The organism is Sporomusaceae bacterium (assembly GCA_031460455.1).
Lineage (GTDB): Bacteria > Bacillota > Negativicutes > Sporomusales > UBA7701 > Anaeroselena.
Window position 1 is genome coordinate 241,554 of the sequence record JAVKTQ010000003.1, and the last position, 22,028, is coordinate 263,581.

The 22,028-nt window shown below is 57.8% G+C and carries 25 protein-coding genes and 4 tRNA genes; 22 read left to right on the top strand and 7 right to left on the bottom strand.

Going from position 1 to position 22,028, the window contains the following annotated elements; genetic code table 11:
- Positions 1–69: 69 nt before the first annotated feature.
- The 4 genes from RIN56_07865 to speE all read left to right on the top strand — a co-directional run bounded on the left by RIN56_07865 (position 70) and on the right by speE (position 5,206).
- Positions 70–1,947: a spore germination protein gene (locus tag RIN56_07865; GenBank protein MDR7866726.1), complete on the top strand. Its 1,878-nt coding sequence runs from the start codon at positions 70–72 to the stop codon at positions 1,945–1,947.
- The gene (locus tag RIN56_07870; protein ID MDR7866727.1) at positions 1,944–3,041 is read left to right on the top strand and encodes a GerAB/ArcD/ProY family transporter; all 1,098 of its coding nucleotides are present in this window, start codon (positions 1,944–1,946) and stop codon (positions 3,039–3,041) included. The genes RIN56_07865 and RIN56_07870 overlap by 4 nt, the downstream gene beginning before the upstream one ends.
- A complete protein-coding gene (locus RIN56_07875; GenBank protein ID MDR7866728.1) occupies positions 3,029–4,273 on the top strand; it encodes a Ger(x)C family spore germination protein in 1,245 nt (414 codons plus the stop codon). The genes RIN56_07870 and RIN56_07875 overlap by 13 nt, the downstream gene beginning before the upstream one ends.
- Positions 4,274–4,372: 99 nt before the next feature.
- Positions 4,373–5,206: a polyamine aminopropyltransferase gene (gene speE, locus RIN56_07880; protein ID MDR7866729.1), complete on the top strand. Its 834-nt coding sequence runs from the start codon at positions 4,373–4,375 to the stop codon at positions 5,204–5,206.
- Between the two features lie 35 nt (positions 5,207–5,241).
- On the opposite strand, the gene RIN56_07885 is transcribed toward speE, so the two are convergent.
- Positions 5,242–6,354 carry an aminopeptidase gene (locus RIN56_07885; protein ID MDR7866730.1) on the bottom strand — a complete coding sequence of 371 codons (1,113 nt, stop codon included), beginning with the start codon at positions 6,352–6,354 and terminating at the stop codon, positions 5,242–5,244.
- Between the two features lie 125 nt (positions 6,355–6,479).
- On the opposite strand from RIN56_07885, the gene RIN56_07890 reads away from it, so the two are divergent.
- The 5 genes from RIN56_07890 to RIN56_07910 all read left to right on the top strand — a co-directional run bounded on the left by RIN56_07890 (position 6,480) and on the right by RIN56_07910 (position 8,401).
- Positions 6,480–7,457: a D-glycerate dehydrogenase gene (locus RIN56_07890; protein MDR7866731.1), complete on the top strand. Its 978-nt coding sequence runs from the start codon at positions 6,480–6,482 to the stop codon at positions 7,455–7,457.
- A gap of 42 nt (positions 7,458–7,499) precedes the next feature.
- Positions 7,500–7,574, top strand: a tRNA-Asn gene (locus RIN56_07895).
- Positions 7,575–7,578: 4 nt separating this feature from the next.
- Positions 7,579–7,653: transfer RNA gene (locus RIN56_07900), tRNA-Glu, on the top strand.
- Between the two features lie 3 nt (positions 7,654–7,656).
- A tRNA-Val gene (locus RIN56_07905) sits at positions 7,657–7,732 on the top strand.
- A gap of 207 nt (positions 7,733–7,939) precedes the next feature.
- Positions 7,940–8,401, top strand: coding sequence for a hypothetical protein (locus tag RIN56_07910; GenBank protein MDR7866732.1), 462 nt, complete (start codon positions 7,940–7,942; stop codon positions 8,399–8,401).
- A gap of 61 nt (positions 8,402–8,462) precedes the next feature.
- Here RIN56_07910 and RIN56_07915 read toward each other — a convergent pair whose 3' ends face one another.
- Positions 8,463–9,107 carry a lactate utilization protein gene (locus RIN56_07915; GenBank protein MDR7866733.1) on the bottom strand — a complete coding sequence of 215 codons (645 nt, stop codon included), beginning with the start codon at positions 9,105–9,107 and terminating at the stop codon, positions 8,463–8,465.
- Between the two features lie 75 nt (positions 9,108–9,182).
- Here RIN56_07915 and RIN56_07920 point away from each other — a divergent pair, with 75 nt between their 5' ends.
- Entirely contained in the window at positions 9,183–10,184 is a 1,002-nt protein-coding gene (locus tag RIN56_07920) for a potassium channel protein (protein MDR7866734.1), read from the top strand.
- Positions 10,185–10,249: 65 nt separating this feature from the next.
- On the opposite strand, the gene RIN56_07925 is transcribed toward RIN56_07920, so the two are convergent.
- Positions 10,250–11,446 (bottom strand): MFS transporter, encoded by a 1,197-nt coding sequence (locus RIN56_07925; protein MDR7866735.1) that lies wholly within the window; start codon positions 11,444–11,446, stop codon positions 10,250–10,252.
- Positions 11,447–11,803: 357 nt separating this feature from the next.
- Between RIN56_07925 and RIN56_07930 the strand changes: the two genes are divergently transcribed.
- On the top strand, positions 11,804–12,190 hold the full coding sequence (locus RIN56_07930; protein ID MDR7866736.1) for a zinc ribbon domain-containing protein: 387 nt from the start codon (positions 11,804–11,806) through the stop codon (positions 12,188–12,190).
- An 83-nt stretch (positions 12,191–12,273) separates the two neighbouring features.
- Positions 12,274–12,348: transfer RNA gene (locus RIN56_07935), tRNA-Arg, on the top strand.
- Between the two features lie 92 nt (positions 12,349–12,440).
- Here the strand turns inward: RIN56_07935 and RIN56_07940 are convergent.
- From RIN56_07940 to RIN56_07950, 3 genes are read right to left on the bottom strand one after another with little or no spacing between them, the layout of a single operon-like run.
- Positions 12,441–13,673: a tyrosine-type recombinase/integrase gene (locus tag RIN56_07940; GenBank protein MDR7866737.1), complete on the bottom strand. Its 1,233-nt coding sequence runs from the start codon at positions 13,671–13,673 to the stop codon at positions 12,441–12,443.
- A gap of 18 nt (positions 13,674–13,691) precedes the next feature.
- Positions 13,692–14,756, bottom strand: a complete 1,065-nt coding sequence (locus RIN56_07945; protein ID MDR7866738.1) for an ImmA/IrrE family metallo-endopeptidase — start codon at positions 14,754–14,756, stop codon at positions 13,692–13,694.
- Position 14,757: 1 nt separating this feature from the next.
- Positions 14,758–15,132, bottom strand: a complete 375-nt coding sequence (locus RIN56_07950) for a hypothetical protein (GenBank protein MDR7866739.1) — start codon at positions 15,130–15,132, stop codon at positions 14,758–14,760.
- A gap of 173 nt (positions 15,133–15,305) precedes the next feature.
- Between RIN56_07950 and RIN56_07955 the strand changes: the two genes are divergently transcribed.
- The 8 genes from RIN56_07955 (at position 15,306) to RIN56_07990 (ending at position 19,175) form a co-directional block, all read left to right on the top strand.
- Positions 15,306–15,581, top strand: coding sequence for a hypothetical protein (locus RIN56_07955; GenBank protein MDR7866740.1), 276 nt, complete (start codon positions 15,306–15,308; stop codon positions 15,579–15,581).
- Between the two features lie 260 nt (positions 15,582–15,841).
- Entirely contained in the window at positions 15,842–16,021 is a 180-nt protein-coding gene (locus RIN56_07960; protein MDR7866741.1) for a hypothetical protein, read from the top strand.
- Between the two features lie 311 nt (positions 16,022–16,332).
- Positions 16,333–16,536, top strand: a complete 204-nt coding sequence (locus RIN56_07965) for a hypothetical protein (protein ID MDR7866742.1) — start codon at positions 16,333–16,335, stop codon at positions 16,534–16,536.
- 58 nt (positions 16,537–16,594) lie between these two features.
- Entirely contained in the window at positions 16,595–16,795 is a 201-nt protein-coding gene (locus RIN56_07970; protein MDR7866743.1) for a hypothetical protein, read from the top strand.
- Positions 16,776–17,345, top strand: coding sequence for a hydrolase (locus tag RIN56_07975; GenBank protein ID MDR7866744.1), 570 nt, complete (start codon positions 16,776–16,778; stop codon positions 17,343–17,345). Before RIN56_07970 ends, RIN56_07975 begins: the two co-directional genes overlap by 20 nt.
- Positions 17,346–17,444: 99 nt before the next feature.
- Positions 17,445–18,113 (top strand): hypothetical protein, encoded by a 669-nt coding sequence (locus RIN56_07980; protein ID MDR7866745.1) that lies wholly within the window; start codon positions 17,445–17,447, stop codon positions 18,111–18,113.
- Complete coding sequence (locus RIN56_07985; protein MDR7866746.1) at positions 18,103–18,708, top strand: DUF4406 domain-containing protein; 606 nt, start codon at positions 18,103–18,105, stop codon at positions 18,706–18,708. Before RIN56_07980 ends, RIN56_07985 begins: the two co-directional genes overlap by 11 nt.
- Complete coding sequence (locus RIN56_07990; protein MDR7866747.1) at positions 18,705–19,175, top strand: hypothetical protein; 471 nt, start codon at positions 18,705–18,707, stop codon at positions 19,173–19,175. Before RIN56_07985 ends, RIN56_07990 begins: the two co-directional genes overlap by 4 nt.
- A gap of 27 nt (positions 19,176–19,202) precedes the next feature.
- Here the strand turns inward: RIN56_07990 and RIN56_07995 are convergent, their stop codons facing one another.
- Positions 19,203–19,397 carry a hypothetical protein gene (locus RIN56_07995; GenBank protein MDR7866748.1) on the bottom strand — a complete coding sequence of 65 codons (195 nt, stop codon included), beginning with the start codon at positions 19,395–19,397 and terminating at the stop codon, positions 19,203–19,205.
- 27 nt (positions 19,398–19,424) lie between these two features.
- Between RIN56_07995 and RIN56_08000 the strand changes: the two genes are divergently transcribed.
- The gene (locus RIN56_08000; GenBank protein ID MDR7866749.1) at positions 19,425–20,942 is read left to right on the top strand and encodes a ParB/RepB/Spo0J family partition protein; all 1,518 of its coding nucleotides are present in this window, start codon (positions 19,425–19,427) and stop codon (positions 20,940–20,942) included.
- The gene (locus tag RIN56_08005; protein MDR7866750.1) at positions 20,939–21,466 is read left to right on the top strand and encodes a 3D domain-containing protein; all 528 of its coding nucleotides are present in this window, start codon (positions 20,939–20,941) and stop codon (positions 21,464–21,466) included. Before RIN56_08000 ends, RIN56_08005 begins: the two co-directional genes overlap by 4 nt.
- Positions 21,467–22,028: the final 562 nt, after the last annotated feature.

Consider the following 22,028-nt stretch of genomic DNA (forward strand, 5'->3'; position numbering starts at 1 on the left):
CTAAGTCCGGATATATTACCCCTGTCAGGGAAGAATAGGGACAGTAATATTTCCCGAAGGTGGAATCCGGTGGAAGACAATTCGCTGTTCAAGATAGGCAGGCTGCTCAGGCGGCTGTTCGTTTACCGGCCGCCGGCCGAGCCCAGCCGTTTCGTGCTGGGGGAAGGATTCGACGACGGGCGGGAAGACGGCGCGAAGACAGAAGACGGCCTGCAGAGCGCTGGCGGGGAACTTGAGGCCCTCATCCGTTTCGGCCGGAGGCTGGAAATAACCATCGTTAAGACCAAGGCGGCGCTGGAAGCCGGGGAGTGGGCGGATAAAGGCGGGGTTCTTGCAGCCGAATGCGCGGCGCTGGAAGAGCAGTGGACAGCGCTGCGTCCCATCCTGTTGTCATACGATACCTACGCCGATAACATGGCGGAACGTCCGGTCAGCACCAGCCTGGAGGAGAACCGGAAAATTATCGAGGTGCTATACAGCCTGCCGGCAAATAAAGATGTCGTGCTGCGCCACATAACGCTGGGCACCGAGCCGCCCCTCAAGGCGACTCTCGTCTTTCTTGAGGGGCTGACCAATGGCAACTTCATCACGTTGGGCATTCTCCAGCCATTGATGTTGCTGGCCGGCGGCCGGCGTCAGACGGGCGGCGAGGGCCTGCTCAAACAGATAAGCGAGGAGCTTCTCCCCGGTACCCAGGTCAAGCAGGCCGGGACCTTCCGCGAGGTTCAGTCCGGAGTTAACAGCGGCGACACGGTCATCTTCTTCGACGGCGCATCAGAAGCGTTGCTGGTCGAAACCAAAGGCTGGGAGCACCGCGGTGTAGGCAGGCCGATGACCGAACAGAGCATTCGCGGCTCGCAGGCGGCTTTCAGCGAGAATCTGCGGGTGAACACCGGACTGGTGAGGTCGATGCTGCGGGCGACCGACCTCGTCACCGAGCTTATCCCGATAGGGGCCCGCACCAGGATGAACTGCGCGGTGATGTACCTGGAGTCGGTGGCCAGCCCGAAGCTCGTTGCCGAAGTAAAACGGCGCATAAGCAAGGTTGACAGCGACTACCTCAACGACTCTGGGCACCTCGAGCAGTTTATCGAGGACCGATTCGTCCTGCCGCTGCCGCAGTCCCTCTCCACCGAGCGCCCCGACAGGGTGGCTGCCCATCTGGCCGAGGGCCGGGTGGCGATCATCGTCGAAGGGTCGCCTTTCGCGCTGGTGGCGCCGGCGCTATTTTTCACCTTTTTCCATTCGGGCGAGGACTTCAGCCTTCAGCCGGCGGCGGCCAACTTTCTCCGCTTCCTGCGCCTGTTCGGCACACTGTTGTCGACCGTCCTTCCCGGCCTTTACATCGCCCTCACCTACTTCCACCAGGAGGCGCTGCCGACCGAGCTGGCACTGGCAATTGCGGCCGCCCGTGAAGAAGTGCCCTTCCCGGCCTGGTTCGAAATCTTTATGATGGAGGTTTCCTTCGAACTCATCCGCGAGGCGGGGGTGCGCATACCCGGCGTGCTCGGCTCGACAATCGGCATCGTAGGCGCGATCATCCTCGGCCAGGCGGCGGTGGCGGCCCGGATCGTCAGCCCGATCATCGTTATTCTGGTGGCGATAACCGGCCTGGCGTCCTCGATCATTCCCGAGTTCCGGATGGCCTTTTTCGCCCGCCTCAGCCGGTTCGGGTTATTGCTCGCGTCGGTAGCCATGGGCTTGGTCGGCCTGGCAAGCGGCCTTCTGGTGATGACTGTCGCCCTGTGCAGCATGAAATCGTTCGGCGTGCCCTATATGGTGCCGATAGCTCCCAGGACGGTCGCCGGCCTGGATGTCGTCACGCGCGGTGCGGTGTGGCGGCGGGAACGGCGCCCCGACCCCCTCAATCCCCTCGACCCGAGCCGTCAGGCGCAGCCCAGCCGAGTGTGGGAGCAGGAGCAGCCGGAGCGGGAGGGAGAAAGATGAGCTATCAGCCTGGTCTGATGGGCGTCGCCGAAGGCATCGGCCTGACTTTCGTGATAATGCTGCCGCGGGTTTTTCTGACGTCGCCGGCAATCACCATTTCTACCTTGCAGAATCTTTCGTGGGCCGCTCCCCTGCTCAATTGGGCAATCGCTCTGGCCATGTTCTATCTGCTTGCCCGTGTGACAGGCCGCTTTAAAGATGACCTGTACGGCGTCAGCGAGCGCCTGCTTGGAAAGGCCGGGGCATGGGCGTTTGCTTTTTTCTACTTTGCCTTGTTCATCCTTGACGCCGCGTCGCTGCTGCGGCAATTCGCCGAAAACACCCTCCTGAGCGCCCTTCCGGCCACCGAATTCCGGGTGATAATATTCTGGTACATCAGCTTCGCCGCCATTTTGGTTTTTTTCGGCATCGAGGGCATAGCCCGCACCGCTTATCTTGTGATGCCCTTTATCGTTGGCGGCGTGCTGGCCGTCATCCTGCTGCTCGCGCCGTTTTACGACATCTACCGCCTGCTTCCGTGGCAGGGGGCGGGGATCGGGACGGCCGTGGGGCGTGGTCTGACGCTGGCCGGTCTCAATTTCGGCGTTTTGTTGCTGCTTATTCTGGCGCCGAGCTTCCAGAAGCCGGCGACGCTTAAGACGGCAGCTTTCTACGGCGGCGGCGTCAGCGCCGCGCTACGCACGCTGGTCATCTTTTTCTTTCTGCTTGCGTTCGGGGTGGCGGAGGGAATGGAGAAGACGCTGCCCTTCTTCGAGATGTCGCGGCTCGTCTACCTCAGCCGCTATGTGCAGCGCATCGAGTCACTCTTTATTGTCATCTGGGTAATTGTCGGCCTGCTGGCAATCGCTATCGATATCTTCATTGCGCTCTGCCTTATCGCCCGGCCGCTTGGGCTGCCAAGTCTCCGGCCGCTCGTGCCTATGGTGGCCCTGATCGTCGTTAACCTGGCCGTCATTCCCCCTGACCTCAACGCGGTAGTAGAAGCGGACAACCGTCTTATCATGCTGCTCAGCGCCGGGGTTTACGGCGGGCCGTTGCTGCTGTCGGCCGTCGCCTACTTCAAGGGGAGGAAGAAAAGATCATGGTTCGCGTAACGGCCGTCCTCTGCCTGCTCGCCGCACTCCTTACCCTCGGCTGCAACGGTTCGCGCGAGACCGACGAAGTGACTTATGTCATCACAGTCGGCATCGACGCCGCCCCCGGCGGGCAGCTTAATGTCACCTACCGCCTGGCCAAGCCTAGTGCCCAGGGGGGCGAAGCCGGCATGGGCGGCGGCGGGCTATCATCCGAAGCCATTACCTTCAACGCCCCGTCGCTGGCGGTGGCCCGCGACCTCCTGAATTCCCAGGTCGCCCGCGTCCCCAGCCTGTCCCACGTCAAAGTATTCGTCATCGGCGAGTCGCTGGCCCGCAAAGGGGTAGGAGATGCTCTCGGCCCGCTCCTCCGCTTCCGTGAGTTCCGCGGCTCGATGTACATCCATATCGCCGACAATACAACCGCGGCAGAGCTTATCCGCGCGAATAAGCCAATCATCGAAAAACTGGGGACCCGTTGGGTAGAAGGCCAAATGGCCAGCGCCAGTGAGACGGGTTATTATCCGCGCTCCTTTATCCACGACTTTTACGTCAGTCTCAAGGCGGGCAGCGGCAGTCCCTACGCCGTCCTGGCCGGCATCAGTTCCGGGTCAGGCGAGGGCAAGCCGCAGGGCGGGCTGGTCGCCGGCGAGAAAACGGGCGAGTATCTGGCCGAAGGGGTGGGCATACGCGGCGGCAACCCGGTCACCCTTATCGGCGCGGCCCTGTTCCGCGGCGACAAGATGGTTGGAAAGCTGACGAGCGAGGAGAGCCGCATGCTCGCCATGCTTGTGGGCGAGTTCCGGCGCGGTTACATTACGGTTCAGGATCCGCTCCAGCCGAAGAGCGCCATAAATGTCCACCTCCGCCCCGGCCGCCAGCCGAAAATCGATGTCAGGCTGGTGGACGGCAATGTGGTTATCGACATCGACATCTTGTTGGAAGGCGAGGTGACAAGCATCGGCAGCGGCATTAATTACGAATCGCGCAACTACAACCAGCTTTTGGAGGATCAGATATCGGCGGTCATCCGCCAGGACGTGTTAAAGACCGTTCGCTACACTCAGCAGGTGGGGAGCGACCCGGCAAATTTCGGCAAATATATACGCCCGCGGTTCAGCACGTACAACGAGTATCGGCAGTTCGACTTCGACAGCAAATACCCGACGGCCGAGGTCAACGTCAAGGTGACGACCCAAATCCGCCGCACCGGCCTTATGCATAAGACCTCGCCCATCCGCGGGCGTCAATAGAGTTTTTTCGTCATGCCTCTTTCCCCGGACGGCAAATTATGCTAAATTAAACATTGCGGAGTAAACTGACAAGAAAACACTTCAAGGAGGCTTCTGCACATGGAACTGTGGTACAGCGAATTCCAGACCAAGGATCTGAGCCTGAGCGCCAGGATCAAGGAGACGCTCTACATGGGCAAGTCCGACTTCCAGGAAGTCGCCGTGCTGGATACGTATGAGTTCGGTCGCATGCTGGCCCTGGACGGCGTTTTCCAGACCAGCATTTTTGACGAGTTCATTTATCACGAGATGATCGCCCATGTGCCGATGTTCGTTCACCCCAATCCCAAGAGCGTGCTCATCATCGGCGGGGGCGACGGCGGCACGGCGAGAGAGGTCGTCCGCCATCCGGGAATCGAGCGGGTGGAGATGGTCGAGATCGATGGCATGGTTGTCGACGTATGCAAGCAGTTCCTGCCGGAAATAAGCACCGTGCTGATAAACGGCCACGACAAGTTCCACCTCAAGATCGGCGACGGCATCGACCATATGGCTCAGGCCGAGAACACCTACGACGTCATAATCGTCGATTGCTCCGACCCGATCGGGCCGGGGGAAGGCCTGTTTACCGGCAAATTCTACGCCGACTGCTACAAAGCGCTCAAGACCGACGGCCTGTTCGTGCAGCAGACCGAATCGCCCTTTTACCACCAGCCGCTCCTCAAGCGTCTCAGAAAGGATATTGAGGCTCTCTTCCCCATCGCCAGGACCTATCTCGCCCAGATCCCCCTCTACCCGGGCGGCACCCACTGCTTCACCATCGGCTCCAAAAAGCACGACCCGCTCGCCGTCGATACGGCCAAGCTGCCAGACCTGAAGACCCGCTACTGGAACAGGGAGCTGCAGAAGAGCAGCTTCGCCCTGCCGACATTCATTAAGGAACTGCTTAAATAAATGCTACTGCCGGCCTTAGGCCGGCAGTTTATTAGTTATTTCAGATTTTCGGGGTTGAGTCCCTGCAGTTCCTCGGGCACGAACCGGCCGTCCTTGCGGATGAGCGTGTCGTCGAAATGGATTTCGCCGCCGCCGTAAGGCGGGGTCTGGATGCAGACGAGGTCCCAGTGGATGGCGGACTTATTGCCGTTGAAGGCTTTTTCGTAAGCGTTGCCGGGAGTGAAGTGGAACGAGCCGCTGATCTTCTCGTCGAAAAGAGTGTCCTTCATCGGCCGTTCGATATAGGGGTTTACGCCGAGGGCAAACTCGCCGACGTAGCGGGCGCCGCCGTCGGTGTCGAAGACTTTATTGATTTTTTCGCTGTCGTTGGCGGTGGCGCCGACGATTTTTCCGTCCCGAAATTCGAGGCGGATGTTTTCGTAGGTGAAGCCCTGGTAGACGGCGGGGGCGTTATAGCTGATAACGCCGTTGGCGGAGTCTTTCACCGGCGCGGTGTACACCTCGCCGTCGGGTATGTTGCGTCGGCCGGCGCACTTGACGGCCGGGATGCCGCGGACGGAAAAAGAGAGATCTGTTCCGGGACCGGTTATTCGCACCCGGTCTGTGCGCTCCAGGAGGGCGATGAGTGGCTCCATGGCGGCGGCCATCTTTGCGTAGTCGAGGGTGCAGACGCGGAAATAGAAGTCCTCGAACGCTTCGGTGCTCGTGTTGGCCAACTGGGCCATCGACGGACTTGGATAGCGGAGGACGCACCACTTCGTATCGGGTACGCGGATATCGAGGTGGACGGGTTTGACCCAGTTCTGCTGGTAAAGCTGCAGCTTGGCGGCAGGGACGTCGGCCATCTCGCTGACGTTGTCGCTGGCCCTTATCGCGATATAGGCGTCCATAGCCTTCATGCGCGCCGCCTCCCATTCGCCGGCCATGCTCAACTGCTCGGCCGTGGCGTTACGGAGAAGAGCGCGGAGGAGTTGGCTGTTCTTGAGGCTGAGGAAGGGAACGGCGCCAGCCCGGTAAGCCTCGTCGACGATAGCCTTGGCAAGCGGGAGCGCCCCGTCGACCGTCTCGATGAGGATATTCTCGCCGGGGGCGAGGGCGGCGGAGTAGTGGACAAGGTTATGGGCGAGGGTTTGGATGCGGGAGTCCATAGGTATTCCTCCTCAAAATTGGTAGCACACTATATTCTATTGGCCGCGTAAGTATCTTATCCTGCCGACAAGAAGAGGTTGGCTGGACTGGTCGCATTTGATACAATGGAAAGGAGGTGATTAGGATGGATAAAGCAACTGTTGTACTAAGCCGCTGGCTGCCGGATACGTTTACCGACACGCTGGCGGAAAAATGCCGGATCGTCAGGCCGGCTGAAGACGAATCGTTCAGCCGCGAGGAACTGCTGTCCGCCGTCAGGGGTTGCGACGCGATACTGGCGGTGGGCGACCGCATCGACGACGCGGTGTGCGCTGCCGCCGCCCCCACCTGCCGCGTCGTCGCCAACTTCGGCGTGGGCTACAATAATATCGACGTCGCCGCCGCCACTTCCCGCGGCATATGGGTTACCAACACACCCGACGTGGTGACCGACGCGACCGCCGACCTGGCCTGGGCGCTGCTGTTGGCCGCGGCCCGCCGGATTGGTGAATGCGACCGCCTGGTGCGGGCGGGGCAGTGGAAAAGCTGGGGGCCGCTCTTTATGCTGGGCAGCGACGTTTCCGGCACAACGCTGGGAATCGTCGGCGGCGGGCGCATCGGCCTGGCGATGGCCAAGCGCGCTCTTGGCTTTAATATGGACATTTTGTATACCGCCAATTCCCCCAAACCCGACTTCGAAAAAGCTACCGGCGCCCGTTTCGTTCCCTTGGCCACCCTCCTGCGCGAAGCCGACTTCGTTTCCCTCCACGTGCCGCTGACCGAGCAGACCCGCCATTTGATCGGCGCTCCCGAACTGGCGATGATGAAGAAGACAGCCGTCCTCGTCAACACGGCCCGCGGCCCGGTGGTGGACGAAAAGGCGCTCGTTGCCGCCCTGGAGGCGCGCGCGATCGCCGGCGCCGGCCTCGACGTGTTCGAGTGCGAACCGCTAGTGGAACCCGGTCTGCTAAAACTCGACAATGTCGTCCTTGCCCCGCATGTCGGCAGCGCGACGCTCGAATGCCGCACAGGCATAGCCCGTATGGCCTGCCGCAACATCCTGGCCGCGCTGCGGAGCGAACTGCCGCCCAACTGCCTCAATCCCGAAGCGCGAGGCAAATAGCTTGACAAGTTCTTTCCGGCAGGATATAATAATCTACGTTGTTCCTCGATAGCTCAATGGTAGAGCACGCGGCTGTTAACCGCGGGGTTGTAGGTTCGAGTCCTACTCGAGGAGCCAAATTGGCCCGTTGGTCAAGCGGTTAAGACACCGCCCTTTCACGGCGGGAACAGGGGTTCGAGTCCCCTACGGGTCACCACTTGGGCGATTAGCTCAGCTGGGAGAGCGCCTGCCTTACAAGCAGGATGTCGGCAGTTCGATCCTGTCATCGCCCACCAACTGAGTGAATAAGGGCTGCGGCTGTCCGCGGCGCAAAAACGGCTTATCCATGCGGGTAAGCCGTTTTTGACGTTCTCTATGCTGGCAATTGGCAAAGTAATTATATGGCGATAGCCTATTTTGGGGTGGTTTTGCAGGAATAAGGAGTTTTTTGCCGAAGAAACACAATATATTGATCTGGGATAATATACCTGGAGGTACATGATATGAACATATTCGGTATATTGCTCGGCGCCGCGGCCCTCGGTTCGCTCCGCAAAGGTGAAGCGCGGGAAATCCGCGACCTGAAGGCTCAGTTGCCCGAAAATGAACGGGAAACCGTCCTGTCGGGCTACAAGCAGCTTTCCGGCCAGGCCAAAAACGACTTCAAGACAGCCCTGAGAAACGCCGATATGGCGGCGGCCAGCCAAATCCTCGGCCAGGACCTGACAAAATACAACATCGTCGTCGGCAAGAAGGACGAGGCCGTCTCCAGCGCGGCGGCGGACGATTCCGCATTGGCGGCCAACGATTTCGCCGCCCGCATCGACCGTATCCTCGCCGTACCGACGAGCATCGACCCCGAACTGGTGGCCGAGGCGGCGAAACGCTATGAGGCCGCTGTTCCCAGGGGCAGCAGCGAGAACATCTCCGACAAGACGAAAAAGCTGCTCGAGCTTAGAGGTTAAAAGAAAAAGTGCTCTTTGCATAAAGAGCACTTTTTGCTAATTACGGAGATAGCCGGGACGCCTAAAAGCCAAGCTCCTCGCCGACGATGATCACGTGGGTTTCCGTGAACGGCAGCCGCTTGCGGATGATGGTGGTAACGTTACAGATGCGGCCGGGTCCCTGGCAATCCATACACATGCCGGTTGTCGTGCAGGGGTTAGTTTTGCCCAGCCGCTTGTTATTGATCGGTGCGGCGTAGAGCTCGATGCGGCGCTCGGCTTCTTCAACGTCGCGGACGATTTTGTTGACGCCGGCGACGATGACGACCTTTTTCGGCCCGAAGATCATCGCGGCGGCCCTGTTGCCGGAGCCGTCGACGTTGACCAGTTTGCCGTCCAGAGTGACCGCGTTCGTGCCGGTAAGGAATACGTCGCAGGTAAGCTGCTGGCGGCGGATGGCCACGGCCTCTTCCAGGGACAGACCGGGTTTGCCGTGGTTGTAGATGGTGTTGCCGCGGCCTTCGAGGACGGCGGGCAGGCCGAGATCGGTGCCGGTGGTCCACGAACCGCCAATACCTACGGAGGCGTCTGCCGGGACGAGGCTCAGCACCTTGTCGATGGCTTCCTTGCGCGTCTTAACGTACGAGGCCTGGAAATTGTTTTTGGCAAGAGCTTCCGCGGCCTTGGCGCCGAGAGTGTCGTTATGCCAGGCTTTAAAATCGTTCATGAAGCTTCCTCCTTTGAAAAATGGATAATGGATAAATTCGGCATTCGGGGGATAATACCCTTTCGAGGTGAACCCATGGCAGCGGACCGGCTGAAAATTATTTTGGCGGCCTTCGTCGTCCTGCTGACGTTCGGCACGTTCGGCTTCATGGCGGTGGAGAACCTGTCGCCCATGGACTCCTTCTATATGACGGTCGTCACCGTCGCCACCGTGGGCTACGGCGATATCGTGCCAAAGACCACCGCCGGGCGAATTTTCACGATGGTCCTGATCGTCCTGGGTGTCGGCACGACCTACTATTCGTTCACATACCTTTTCAGCCTGATGGTCGAGGGTCAGTTGAAAAACATGATGGGGAGACGGGGCATGAATCGTAAGATTGCTTCGATGGACAGCCATATCATCGTTTGTGGCGCCGGCAGGGTCGGCGGCAATGTCGTCAGGCGCCTCAAACACGAAGCCGCGGATTTTGTCGTCATCGAAAACAGTCAGGAAGTATATGGGCAGCTCGCCGAGGACAAAGTGACGGCGGTGCACGGCGACGCCACCCGCGACGAGGTGCTGCTGGCCGCCGGTATAGAAAGGGCCAAAGGAGTGATAACGACGCTGTCCCACGACGCGGACAACGTTTATGTCACGCTGACCGCCAAGAGCCTCAACCCCCGGATTAGCGTGGTGTCACGGGCCGAGCGGCCGGAGGCCGAGGAAAAGCTGCGGCGGGCCGGGGCCGATACTGTGATTTTTCCGTCGGTAATGGGCGGGCGGCAGATGGTGTCGGCCGTTACCAGGCCGGTTATCATGGATTTCGTGGAAAATGTCTTTTACAACCAGGAACTCCACCTCGATATCGCCGAAATCGCTGTTTCGCCGGTATCAGCGCTCGCGGGGGTAAGGCTGGCCGCCAGCGGCATCAAGGAGAGGTTCGACTCGATCGTCGTAGCCGTCAAGCGTGGCAACGAACTCATTACCACCCCCAGCGCCGACATGGTCATCGGCGCCGGGGACATCATGATCGTGCTCGGCCATCGCGCCGCCCTGAGAGAACTGGTGGCAACGGCGAAAGGCAGCAAAGCCTGAGATAAAAAAATAACGAAGGAGACTCATCCCGTACGGATGGGTCTCCTTCGTCTTCCATTAGCAGCTCAGGCCGTGGACGGATTGTCGCGTTTGAACCAGCCGCCGGGAAGCAGCAGGGCGAGACCAATGGTGCCTGCCGGCAAAACGGAAATGACGGTGAAGACACTGGGGATGCCGAAGTGGTCGGCTACGTAGCCGAGCACCGTGACGCCGATGCCGCCGAGGCCGATGCTGAAACCGATCGTGAGGCCGGCGGCCATCGCCTCGTAGCCGGGCATTATTTCCTGGGCGAGTACCAGGAGGGGCGAGAAGCTCGCGATAAGGGTAAAACCGACCGCGGCCACAAGCACTACCGTCATCAAGCCGGTTGTGAATTGAAACAGGGCGAGCAGCGGCCAGGAAATAAGCATCGAGCCGACAATTAGCGTCTTACGGCCGAACCTGTCGCTGAGCGTGCCGCCGACAAAGGTGCCGACTACGCCTGCCATCAGGAAGGCGGACAGCAGGTAGCCTGCGTAGACGGCGCTGCCGCCGAGATAGTTCACATAATAAAGAGGGATAAAGGTGGTAAGTCCGGCCTGGATTGTGGTGCGGACAAGGATAAAGGCCAGGAGAACGGTGAGCAGGAATACCGGCAGTTGGGCCTTGGCGCGGCTTTTTTGGCCGGCGGCGGTCTGGGGCGGAGGGGAAAGGCGGGGCAGGTTCAGCCAGACAAGCGCCGCGGTTATGCCGGCCGGCAGGAGAAACCAAGGGGTGTTGACCATCGCTCCGGGCAGGGTAAGAAGTAAGCCCATAAAGATCGTACCCAGGGCCATGCCGAGGTTGCCGCCGACGGAAAATACCGCCATGCTCTGGCCACGCCGGCTGCTGGCGCTTACGAAGTGGGCGCTCTTCGAGCCCTGCGGGTGGAAGGCGGCTACCCCCATCCCGGTGACGATGACGATCGCCAGCAGGGCAGCGTAGGAACCGACGAGGCCGGTGACGGCGATGCCGATCCCCGACAGCAGGACACCCGCCGGGATAAGCCACGGCAGGGAGAGGCGGTCGGCGACATAGCCGAAGGCAGGCTGGATCACCGACGAAGTGATATTTTGAGCCAGCACGATCATACCTACCTGGGCGTACGTCAGGTCGAAAGCGTTTTTGAGGAAGGGCAGCAGTACGGGCAGCGCCCCCTGGCTGAGGTCGGTGACGGCGTGGCTGATGGCCAGGAGAATCAGCGGCAGTGTCAGGACAGTTTCTTTGGTGATTTTTTCGGACATTTGTTCAACTCCTTATTGCGTACACTATTAATATACTACAGCGGCTACGAGCTTGCCAGCGCCGGGAGATAACAATAAAACTGTTGAAATTATCTGTATATTCTGCTAAAATATAAATTGCCGTCGGCGGAAAGGGTGGTGAAAGAATGAAAGCGACATTCGGCGATATCGGCAGACTGTTGTTGCAAAGTATCGGCACCGCTTTGATCCTGTCGCTGCTTTTCTGGACCGCCGTGCCGTGACCGTGGGACGAATATGAGCCGCGCCTCCTGGCGTGGCTTTTATATTGCCTGTGTGGCTGCCGGGGTGCTATAATCGAAGAAGGTATTTTGCCTTCACATGAGGGGGAGACATAGTATGTGGATGACGATCAGTTTGCTTATCGCCGCCTTTGCCGCTTACTGGGTATTTAACGACTCGCGCCGCCTCGGTAACGAAACGGGCACATCCCTGATGTGGGCGCTGGGCACGTTCGCTTTTATGATCCTCTTCCTCCCGCTCTACCTCGTATTCGGCCGCAAGCCGAAGGCCGCGAAACGGCCGGCCGAGGTTATCGACATCGACGCCGTGCCGGTAGAGGAGACGATGAACTGCCCGATGTGCGGCGGTAAGGTGAAGGACGATTTCAAGACCTGTCCTTACTGCGGGTATACCTTGAAACCGAAGTGCGAAAAATGCGGCCAGGAACTTAGAAGGGACTGGAAGACCTGCCCCTACTGCGAGACGCCGGCCGTACCCAAGTAATAACTGGCAAAAAAACTTGTCCTGTTTCATTAGACATAGGGTCGGCGGTGTGTTATAATACTATCTGTCGCACAACGATAAACGCGCCCGTAGCTCAGGGGATAGAGCGCCGGCCTCCGGAGCCGGGTGCGCAGGTTCGATTCCTGCCGGGCGCACCATGAGTGTTATCAAGCCCTCCACGGTTTTCGTGGAGGGCTTTTTACATGCCTTGGGGATTGTTTTTGGGGATTAAGATGTGCAAAAAATAAACTCACTGGATCATGGGTGATTCTGTTGTATGCGTGGGATCTGGTGGCTGTTGCGTTTTCATGGCTGCCTTTACCAGGTCGTCCAGAGCGGCCACCAGCTGCTGGTTCTTCGGCTGCAGCACATGAGCGTAGATATTCCCGGTGGTACCGATATCGGCGTGACGGATGAAGTCAGAAACGAACTTGAGGTCGAAGCCGCGATCCAAGGCGTAGGTGGCCGCCATGTGCCGGAACGCGTGGGGGCTAATCTTCGGCAGGCCGTGTCTGGTGGAGAACTTCTCGATCCAGTGGCCGAAGCTGGACGGTAACATGGGCCGCCCCTCAATGGTACTGAACAGGATTCCGGTTTTATTCGCCCACTCGTCGCCGGCTTTTTCTTTGAGCTGATCCTGTTCATCTTTCAGCTTAAGCAGAATCGAAAGGGTGACGGGCGAGATGGGTACCGGCGCGGCCGATTCGGCGGTCTTAGTTTCGTCTTTGTAGGCGATGCCTTTCCCCTTAGCTCTGACGGCCGTCTGGTTGACGCGCAGGAACGATTTTTCGAAGTCGATATCCTTCCACCTTAGGCCGAGGATTTCGCTTCGTCTGAGGCCGGACGTGAGCCCCAGCAGGAAGAATGCCTGGTACTTCAGTTTGGCTTTTGTAAGGAGCAAATGGAGGAACTTGAGTAGGGTCGGCTCGTCATAGATCGGGATTTTCTTCGACTTTGCCCTGGGGGTGTCTACCGACCGGCAGGGATTCTCCTTCAAGAATTTCCACTTCACCGCCTTGGTCAAGATCGACGACACCAGCTTGAAGTGCATCTGAACAGACCGATCTGATAGCTTTCCTTCGCCCGGGGTGTCCATTCGCATGCCTTCTTCTTCGAGGTTCTTAATGAAAGCCAGGATGTGCTTCGGTTCCAGTTTTCGCAGTCGAATTTCGCCGAGCGCCTTCTTGATCCGGACGAGGAGTTGGTCGTCACGTTCCTGGGTGGTGATGCTACGCTCCGACTCTTTGGAACCATAGTTTTCCTTCCAGTAGTCGATGAATTTGGCGAAGGTCATGTTGCGGTCATTGATCGACTTGTTTTTAAGTTCTTCGGTCTCGAACTCGTTAGCCTGCTTTTGGGCTTCATGCTTACTGACGCCCTCGGCCGGGATGGTCATGGTGCGCTTGTCCTGCTTGCCCAGGTCGTCGTAACCCAGGAAGGCGATCAAGCGCCATGATTTACCCCGCCTTTCAACGGAAGCCATGCTGGGGTACCTCCTCTCCTAAAATGGGATTTCTTCGTCGGGGAATACCTGTTGGCTTTCTTCAACGACTTTTTTCCAGTTTTTTAGAAGGTCGCGGTCATAAAACTCAGATAGTTTTCCGCAGTGCGGGCAAAAGCGAGCGTTGCCATCCAAAACGGCGCCGCAGCCCTCGTGCCATCTTTCATTTTCTTCGTAACCGTTACACTTGTTTACTAAGTATGATCCGCAAATTTTACAGTATTCACCTTCGGGATGAATCTCTTCGTTCCCACATCGAGGGCACATAAGCGCCTTGCCGGATGAATCTACTTCGATGCCGTCGTAAATCACATACCCAACTCCTTTGAGTGTTTTATAATCAGGGTTTATGCATAGATCGGTACCGCAAGCCGAGCAAAACCGATGAAATCTTTTTACCGGAGCCTGGCATTTTATGCAATAAGTCTTTTTTGTGGAAAGGTTTTTCGATATGCCAGCCTTGTCCATCTTGTTTTTTGATAATACTGCGATAGCCTCAATGGGTGTACCATTTAGATATTGACTGATTTCATACTGTAGGCTGCCGATTCGATTTTGTATAACGGTTCGAGAAACATTGAAATGTCGAGCCAACTGGGGAATTACGTCCTCCAGTTCTACGTAGCTTTGGGCAGCTTGCCTTGACAACAGTATGTACATCGGTATAAATATTTGAAAAGGTAGTAGCGCCTGGGCAGCGCCCTCGTTAGCCTGCCACTCCAGGAAAGGATCCTGGGGGATGGTTTTGGAGGTGCCGCCATAGCATAAGAATTCGTCGGAGTCATGAAAGGTATAATGAATCAACTCGTGCATGCAATCAAAGTTCCGCATTGCATCGTCACGATTGAGATTAAGGCATATTGAGGTGTGTCGGTTCCCCTTAAACAAGATGCCGCATATATCTTGTAAGTCTAATTCTTCGATTATCGGGTTGTTGCAGTATTGTTGCGCAAGGAGAATCGAGTTCACAGGATAACAGCGATCGATATAGCTAGCGTCAAGGCGCTCCATTAACCGATCGACATTTCTGTATAAAGTGCTTTTATCCCAGAACCTTGTATCCATACTATTTGTCGCGATTTTTTGCCCTTTCCAAAAAATCTACAGCGAGTCGTACGTCGTCGGGGCTGAATCCTTTTTCCTTTGCTTCTTTCATAACCCTAAAATATCCAGCTTCAAGTTGCTCGTTGGTGTATTCTTTTTTCTCTTCCCCATAATATCCACACGCAACCATAAGATCATCATATGTAACTTCGTTGTGGGCCTTCGAGGCTAATTTGGAAAGGGTGCTAGGTCGAGGTGGACCATCAACCTCCATTTTTATAAATTTTGATACTTGCGGCAAGCTAACTCCAGCCTCGTTTGCATATGCTTCCCTTGTACGGTGTCCTTGTGCTTTTACTAGCAATTCGGACAGCTTTTTTTTATCGAAAGCTAACATAATTCACACCTTCCTAAGTGCTTTTCAACTATAGTATAAACTAATGTAAAGTAAAATTCAACTAAATTTAAACTTAGTGCTTGACATGTTTTTCTTACGATGCTAAACTGTAGTCGAATTAACTAAAGTTTAGTAAAAAAATGTCGTAATTCTTGTCGAAAGGAGGGAGATAGGTGTTACTGAACAAAGAAAAGTTCGGCGAACTGCTTCAAACCAGCTTTAAAGGCAATTATTCTCAGGCCGCCCGGGCCTTCGGCGTAACCCCCCAGCATATACATAAATTCATGAAAAACAAGGGTGCGAATGCTGGGGCAGAACTTTTGGGCGGTTTTGCAGTTTTTTGCTTTCAACAGCGGATGAACTTCTGGGATTTTATTATTTTGCCTGAACACTTAACTAAAGTTAAGTTGACTGAAGAAGGGGGAGTGCCGCATGTTGCTAACGGCTGACGAGGTTATCCAGCGATTCTTTACGACCTCCAGCCGGATGTCTGCACACAAACTCTACCGGCTGGCAAAGAAAAGGCGTATACCGTCAATCAAGCTGGATGGTCGGGTGTTTTTCCCTGAGGACGAACTGAGGGCATGGATTGCCACCGAATCTCGGGTGCAAGCGTCTAGTGCCGTGCTGAAGGTGTACGGCCGGGACAAGCCCGTAGGCGACCTTGGCCGACTGAGGGTCATAAACGAGTAGGAAGGAGGTCTTGCAAATGACTCGAGTTCGTATCCAACTGGACAAGCAGTGGGCTGCCAGCAGGGACGCCCGCCTGGTTGCCTGGGTGATTATCAACTGCCGGCGCCTGCTGTTCTGGTTAGCCGGCCGATGGGGACCGGTAGCACTTGCCGGTGTGCTGATCTGGTTGGCCTGGATGGTAGGAGGGTGGAGATGAGCAGAAAGGTGCGCGTTACGACGACATTCTCGCCGACCCCAGCCGAAAACCGTCCCCCGTTATGGGCGAAGGTGCTCTGCTGGATTGGCCTGCACCGGTGGCGCCGCATTCGGATATTCAACCGGGAATGGCGACGGTGTCAGCGGTGCAGGCGGTTAGAAATCGACCGAGGGGAGGTGCATAGAAGTGGCATCAATGCGAAGAACGATGCAGCGTCGGTGGTATTTCAAAGAGCATCCGGGCGCGCCGCGCGGCACACACAAGCCGACTGATAGAACCTGGTCAGTTATAAAGAAGGGCAGGTAATCACGATGGCCTCTATCCGCACCACCGCAATCCGGCTCCGCGAGCAGCAGCGCGTCGTCCAGGCATATCAGCAGCTGCTTGCCTTGGTCGATGACCCCGACTGCCGGCGCCGGTACCGGCGCAAAGCAAAAGTCGCCCTGAGGATAGCCGAGCGACTGGCACGGAGACTCAACGAGAAAAAGAAAAAGACTGCCACAAGAGCAGCCTAACGACATGAATCTACTGATATCGTACCACGCACCGCGGTATCAGTCAATGGAGGCGCATATGGAACAACAAGATTTTGACAGCGGTTACGAATACGCCCGCCGGCACCACCTGGCGACCTGGCAGGGATATTCGACAGGGACTCTAAAGCAGCTCGCCGCTGTTTTTGTGTCCGCCGGCTCGGGACATGCCCTCGGCCAGGCCCGAGTCATTGAAGAGATACTGGCAGGGAGGGCGGCCAATGCGAAAACGCTATCTTGAACTCCTGGCCTCTACCGGCCGGCCCGGCAGAACTGATCTCGCCAGCTGGTTAGAATCCACCGACTTCTTCACGGCCCCCGCCAGCACCCAATACCACGGCGCTCACGAGGGCGGATTACTGGAGCACAGCCTGGCGGTATTTCACAACCTGGAGTTGATTTACTGCCAGTTTCCGGCGCTGATCGGCGTTAAGCAAGACACCAGAATCCTAGTCGCCCTCCTCCACGATATCTGCAAGGCCGATTTCTACACCGTCAGCACCCGGAACGTTAAAAATGAACAAACCGGCCAATGGGAAAAGGTGCCGTATTACGCCATCGAGGATACAATTCCCCTCGGTCATGGTGAGAAGAGCGTCATATTGGCCATGCGACACATGCCGCTGACCGGCGACGAGATCATGGCTATTCGCTGGCACATGGCCGGCTTCGACGACGCGGCACGACAATACGCGGGTGGACAAGCCCTGGCCGCCGCTCTGAAAAAGTATCCGCTCATCACCGCCCTACATATGGCGGATCTGGCTGCAACCTATTTTGACGGGAAGTGATCGTCTATGTCTGGCCGTAAATCAATCAAATCGTATCGACTTGGCATTCCGGTACCGCCCAAGGGCCGCACGTTGGCGCCAGTGCCTAGCGCCTGCCGCGTGACGCAGGGCTATTTCCCGCCGCCCGATGAGGCTCTGGATCTCGGCTGGACGCCGGCGCAGATGATGGAAGGCTGCCGTCGGGTACCGCAGGAGGAGCTAACCGACGAACTGCGGACGAGGCTGCTAACGGCTGGCCTGCCCCTGGCACAGATCGCGGAGCTGTTCTGCTTCAGTCGGGCCAAGAGAAACCGCATCCGCCAGGAGGCGATTGCCAACTCGCCGGATGATGACCCGGAGGCTGTTCTGGAGCAGCTGGAAGATGACGACACGATGGAGGACGACGAAATGGCTGCGGCTATCAAGCTCGCGTCTCTCGAAGAGGCGAAGCAGTACGGCATTAAACTGCCGGAGGAGGGAAATAAGACCATGAAATTCCACGAAGCTGTTTTGTCGGGGCAAATGGATCCCCGTCAGGCGATAATCAAGTGCGAACCTTCGGAACGCGGCGATATCACCAAAGAAGTTTTGGACAAATGCGCCGCCGTGGGGATGACGGCCAAGGAGATTGCGCCGGGGTTCCGTGTCAAAGAATCGTTGATTTACAACGAGTGCTGGCGCAAGAATGTAAAGCTACTGAAGAAGAACCGCTATTCGGCAAAGCCTGTCGCCCCCGAAAATACAAAGCCGGGGAACGTCTCTGGGGGGGGGCACAGACGTGCAGCCTAAGGACGACAAGCAGGCGGCCGCGGCCGGCGGAGTTGTAACAGGCCCCACGATGGCAATAGTCGGCGAACCGACAACCCCGGAGCCGGTCACGCCGATCGTCGCCGGCGACCTGCTGGTGGCCGACACGCACACGCCGACACCGGCCGAACTGGCCGACATGCTGGAGATTGGCGGACGGCCGACGATCTCGGACGATGAAGCCGTACAGCAGATCATTCAGTCATTCCATAACAGCGACGGGCCGATTAGCCGTCCTGCTATTCGCCCCCGCCGCGTCTATATCGCCCACCCGCTGCGCGGCGGCAAGCTCCAGGATAATATCAACAAGGCTACCGCGATCTGCAGCAAATACGCGCAGCGCAGCGACATTATCCCGATGTCCCCGATTCACGCATTCTGCTTCGTCGACCCAATGACGTTCAACCAGACCAGGGGCATGGAAATGTGTTTCGCCCTGCTGGCCAGCTGTGACGAGCTCTGGGTGCATGGCGAGTGGTGGACGTCGGAGGGCTGCCTGGCTGAAATCTGCTGGGCGAGCATGCGGGGTATTCCGGTTCGGTTCATGACGGTGCATCCGGTGGTGGCGGCGTCGTGACCCGCTACGCGGAGAATACCAACGTCGACGAATCCCGTTCCCGCGGCGAGATCGAGCGCACACTGCGCCGATACGGAGCCCAGGGCTTCGGCTACGCCTGGGAAGGTGCCAACGCTATGCTGACGTTTAAGGCAAACGGCCGTATGTGTCGATTCCTCCTGCCGATGCCGGCCCAGGATGCGCCGGAATTCGTCTATACGCCTGAGCGGCGTACCAGGCGGAGTCCTGCTGCAGCCCAAACCGCCTGGGAGCAGGCCTGCCGGCAGCGGTGGCGGGCGATGGCACTGCTGATCAAGGCGAAGTTGGAGGCCATTGAGAGCGGCATCGTAACTTTCGACGATGAATTCCTGGCGCCGACGCTACTGCCGAACGGTCAGACGGTCGGTCAGTGGGCGGTACCGCAGATCGCAGCGGCGTATGAACGGAACGAGATGCCGGCGCTGATGCCGGGGATGGGGGACCGATAAGCATAAGAAAACCGCCTATTCGGCGGTTCAGTAAAAACCATCTATCTTTTCTGGTGGTTCCTGCGGCACGCCGGCCTTAATCTGCCGATCTATGGCGGCGATCCGGGCGGCCTCGTCGCTGGCCGGGGCCTCGGCAAGACAAAGCAGGAAGTCAGTACCGTATTTCGCCCGGTATTCTCCGAGCTTGCGTTCAATCGCAGGAGTCATAATTCCGCCGGCCATACCATTCAACTCCTTTTCTTAAAGTATATGTCAGCCAAAATTCATGGTCAAGAAGGCCAATTTGATGTTTTGAAGGGAGAAGCCATGATTACCAATATCCGAATAGATGCGATATCCCCCCACCCCGACAACCCCCGCAAAGATTTGGGCGACCTGACCGAGCTGGCCGAGAGCATTAAAGCCCAGGGCATCTTACAGAACCTGACGGTTGTTGCAGCTCCTGGTTCATCAGAAACTCATTGGCGTGTCGTGATCGGTCACCGCCGCCTGGCGGCCGCGCAGCTCGCCGGCCTGGAGGAAGTGCCGTGTGTAGTCTCCGTCATGGACGATAAGACCCAGGTGGCAACCATGCTGCTGGAAAATATGCAGCGCAGCGACCTGACCATCTGGGAGCAGGCCCAGGGGCTCCAGATGATGCTGAACTTCGGAGAGACGGTCGATAGCGTCGCGGAGCTGACCGGGTTCTCGGGGAGCACGATTCGCCGCCGTGTGAAGCTGCTGGAGCTGGACGGGGATAAGTTCAAGAAGTCGGTGGCGCGCGGGGCGACGCTTGCCGATTACGCCGAACTGGACAAGATCAGCAGCGTCGAGATGAAAAACAAGGTCTTGGAGAAAGTCGGGACGGCCGACTTCCAGTGGACATTGAAAAGTGCCCTCGATGCGGAGAAGCGAGAGAAGAACCAGGCCGCATTGATCACGGAGCTTGAAAAGTTCGCTGTTCGGGTTGAAAAAGGTGACAGGCTGCGTACAGTGGAGTGGTATTCCTGCGATAATCCCAAGAAGGTCGCGAAACCGGTTGACGCCGGCGAAAAGAAATATTATTTCATGGTGTCTGGTAGCTATGTCCAACTACTGACTGATGCAGAGGGGCAGCCGCAGAGGCCAGCATACACCGGACCTTCCCCTGAAGAGCAGGAGCGCCGCACCCGGCTCGACGCGCTGAATAAACAAGCGTATGAGTTGCGGCAGGCGTTCGTTAAGGGGTACGCGGGCCGCCAGGGCGACAGGCTGAATATTATGGCGTTCGCGCTGTGGGCTTTGATAAACAACGATGCCGATTGGCGCTATGATGACAAAGTCTGCGCAATGCTGGGAATCGAAATTCCCGAAGACGCCGACGAGGACGAGTTCGACGAGGACGAGTTTACGGCCCATGCCGTGGCCGAGAAGTTCGATGCCTCACCCGAACGGACGTTGCTAGTAGCGGCCTATATCGCCGTGGAACCTGGCCAGGCGAATCTCTATAACTGGAAGGGGGCATATACGGGTAGTCCGGCCTTGGCAACTTTGTACAGCTACCTCGAACGGCTGGGCTACGAAATCTCTGAGGAGGAGCTTCAACTGATGGACGGGACGCACGAGCTATATGTGCAGCCCGAAGTAAAAAACGTCGGTGGCGCGGTGTGCCCCGGCTGTGAAAAGCCGGTCAAGCCTGCTTGCGTGCATGCCGATGACAATGCCTCTGGTTGTTGCGCGAGCTGCGAAGAGAACAAGGCCCATAACTGCAATAGTGCTCAACCGTGCCGGAAAGACGGCTCACGATGAGGCGCTTCCTGCTCGTCGCCCTCATCGTCGCCAACTGCCTGCTGCTGGCCGGCGCCGTCTACATATTCCCCATCATCATGCACACGGCGGCCGTCGTCCTGGAGCAAGCGGCGCTGGCCCAGCAGGCTCACGAGCGCATCGACGTCCTGGAGCGGGCCCTGCGCGTCAACACGACACCGGGGCCCAGCCGGGGCGGCGCCCGGGTGATGAAGGTCACAGCCTACACCGCCGGCCCCGAATCGACGGGCAAAGCCCCCGGTCATCCCGCGTACGGCATCACCTCCGCCGGGTACCGCCTGACCGACGCCGACGCCTGGCGCGTAGCGGCCGCCGATCCGGAGCACTACCCGGCCGGTACAAAAATATTCGTCGCCGGCGTCGGGCTGGTGACGATCCTGGACACCGGCGCCGCCGTCCGGGGCCCGGACCATATCGACATCTTCGTGGGCATGACCGCCGTACGCGAGGCCAGAGAGTGGGGCGTGCGGCGGGTACCTGCCCGGATTATTGGGAGGGTTGACTGATGACAAAGATAGGCCGCGTCAGCCGCCGCCGGCGCGCAATGGCGGTGCTGAAGTTAAGACGACATCGCCATCAGAAGTATGGGGTACTGGAGGAGGAAGGCAATGGATAAATGTTACACTCCACAGCGGAAATGTGAACATTGTCAGGAACCGCGAAAACTTGCCGTTTTGTGGTGCGCTAAAGCGGATAAGCCCATCTGTGGGCAGCAGTATCTTTTTGCTGATATACAAGCGCCCGGATGGTGTCCGTTACGTGATCATCAAAAGACAGGCAGCACGGATGCTTCTCGACTGAATCACCAGCACGCTCCGACGGTTGACCAGAACGGACTGAAGGTCTGCGAGGTATGCGGCCGATACCTGGATGAAGAGGCCAGGACTGCCGACCCTGATCGATAAGGAGGGGCCGGAGTAATTACCGTCCCTCGCCCTCCCGCAACGGTCGGGCAGTTCCAACCCGTTCCGCAAACCAGCGGCCCTCGTCGAAAAACAGGTACCGTTCCTGGCCGTGAATCCAACAATGGTACCTGATACCTAGTCCGCCAGCCGATAATGCCGGCGC

Bases quoted from the DNA above. Each gene is read 5' to 3' on its own strand.
- RIN56_07915 (MDR7866733.1), bottom strand. From the start codon at position 9,107: ATGAACGATTTTAAAGCCTGGCATAACGACACTCTCGGCGCCAAGGCC.
- RIN56_07910 (MDR7866732.1), top strand. From the start codon at position 7,940: ATGAACATATTCGGTATATTGCTCGGCGCCGCGGCCCTCGGTTCGCTC.
- RIN56_07885 (MDR7866730.1), bottom strand. From the start codon at position 6,354: ATGGACTCCCGCATCCAAACCCTCGCCCATAACCTTGTCCACTACTCC.
- RIN56_07920 (MDR7866734.1), top strand. From the start codon at position 9,183: ATGGCAGCGGACCGGCTGAAAATTATTTTGGCGGCCTTCGTCGTCCTG.
- RIN56_07940 (MDR7866737.1), bottom strand. From the start codon at position 13,673: ATGGCTTCCGTTGAAAGGCGGGGTAAATCATGGCGCTTGATCGCCTTC.
- RIN56_08000 (MDR7866749.1), top strand. From the start codon at position 19,425: ATGTCAGCCAAAATTCATGGTCAAGAAGGCCAATTTGATGTTTTGAAG.
- RIN56_07870 (MDR7866727.1), top strand. From the start codon at position 1,944: ATGAGCTATCAGCCTGGTCTGATGGGCGTCGCCGAAGGCATCGGCCTG.
- RIN56_07965 (MDR7866742.1), top strand. From the start codon at position 16,333: ATGGCCTCTATCCGCACCACCGCAATCCGGCTCCGCGAGCAGCAGCGC.
- RIN56_08005 (MDR7866750.1), top strand. From the start codon at position 20,939: ATGAGGCGCTTCCTGCTCGTCGCCCTCATCGTCGCCAACTGCCTGCTG.
- RIN56_07960 (MDR7866741.1), top strand. From the start codon at position 15,842: ATGACTCGAGTTCGTATCCAACTGGACAAGCAGTGGGCTGCCAGCAGG.
- RIN56_07995 (MDR7866748.1), bottom strand. From the start codon at position 19,397: ATGGCCGGCGGAATTATGACTCCTGCGATTGAACGCAAGCTCGGAGAA.
- RIN56_07975 (MDR7866744.1), top strand. From the start codon at position 16,776: ATGCGAAAACGCTATCTTGAACTCCTGGCCTCTACCGGCCGGCCCGGC.
- RIN56_07875 (MDR7866728.1), top strand. From the start codon at position 3,029: ATGGTTCGCGTAACGGCCGTCCTCTGCCTGCTCGCCGCACTCCTTACC.
- RIN56_07945 (MDR7866738.1), bottom strand. From the start codon at position 14,756: ATGGATACAAGGTTCTGGGATAAAAGCACTTTATACAGAAATGTCGAT.
- RIN56_07930 (MDR7866736.1), top strand. From the start codon at position 11,804: ATGTGGATGACGATCAGTTTGCTTATCGCCGCCTTTGCCGCTTACTGG.
- RIN56_07970 (MDR7866743.1), top strand. From the start codon at position 16,595: ATGGAACAACAAGATTTTGACAGCGGTTACGAATACGCCCGCCGGCAC.
- RIN56_07890 (MDR7866731.1), top strand. From the start codon at position 6,480: ATGGATAAAGCAACTGTTGTACTAAGCCGCTGGCTGCCGGATACGTTT.
- RIN56_07950 (MDR7866739.1), bottom strand. From the start codon at position 15,132: ATGTTAGCTTTCGATAAAAAAAAGCTGTCCGAATTGCTAGTAAAAGCA.
- RIN56_07925 (MDR7866735.1), bottom strand. From the start codon at position 11,446: ATGTCCGAAAAAATCACCAAAGAAACTGTCCTGACACTGCCGCTGATT.
- speE (MDR7866729.1), top strand. From the start codon at position 4,373: ATGGAACTGTGGTACAGCGAATTCCAGACCAAGGATCTGAGCCTGAGC.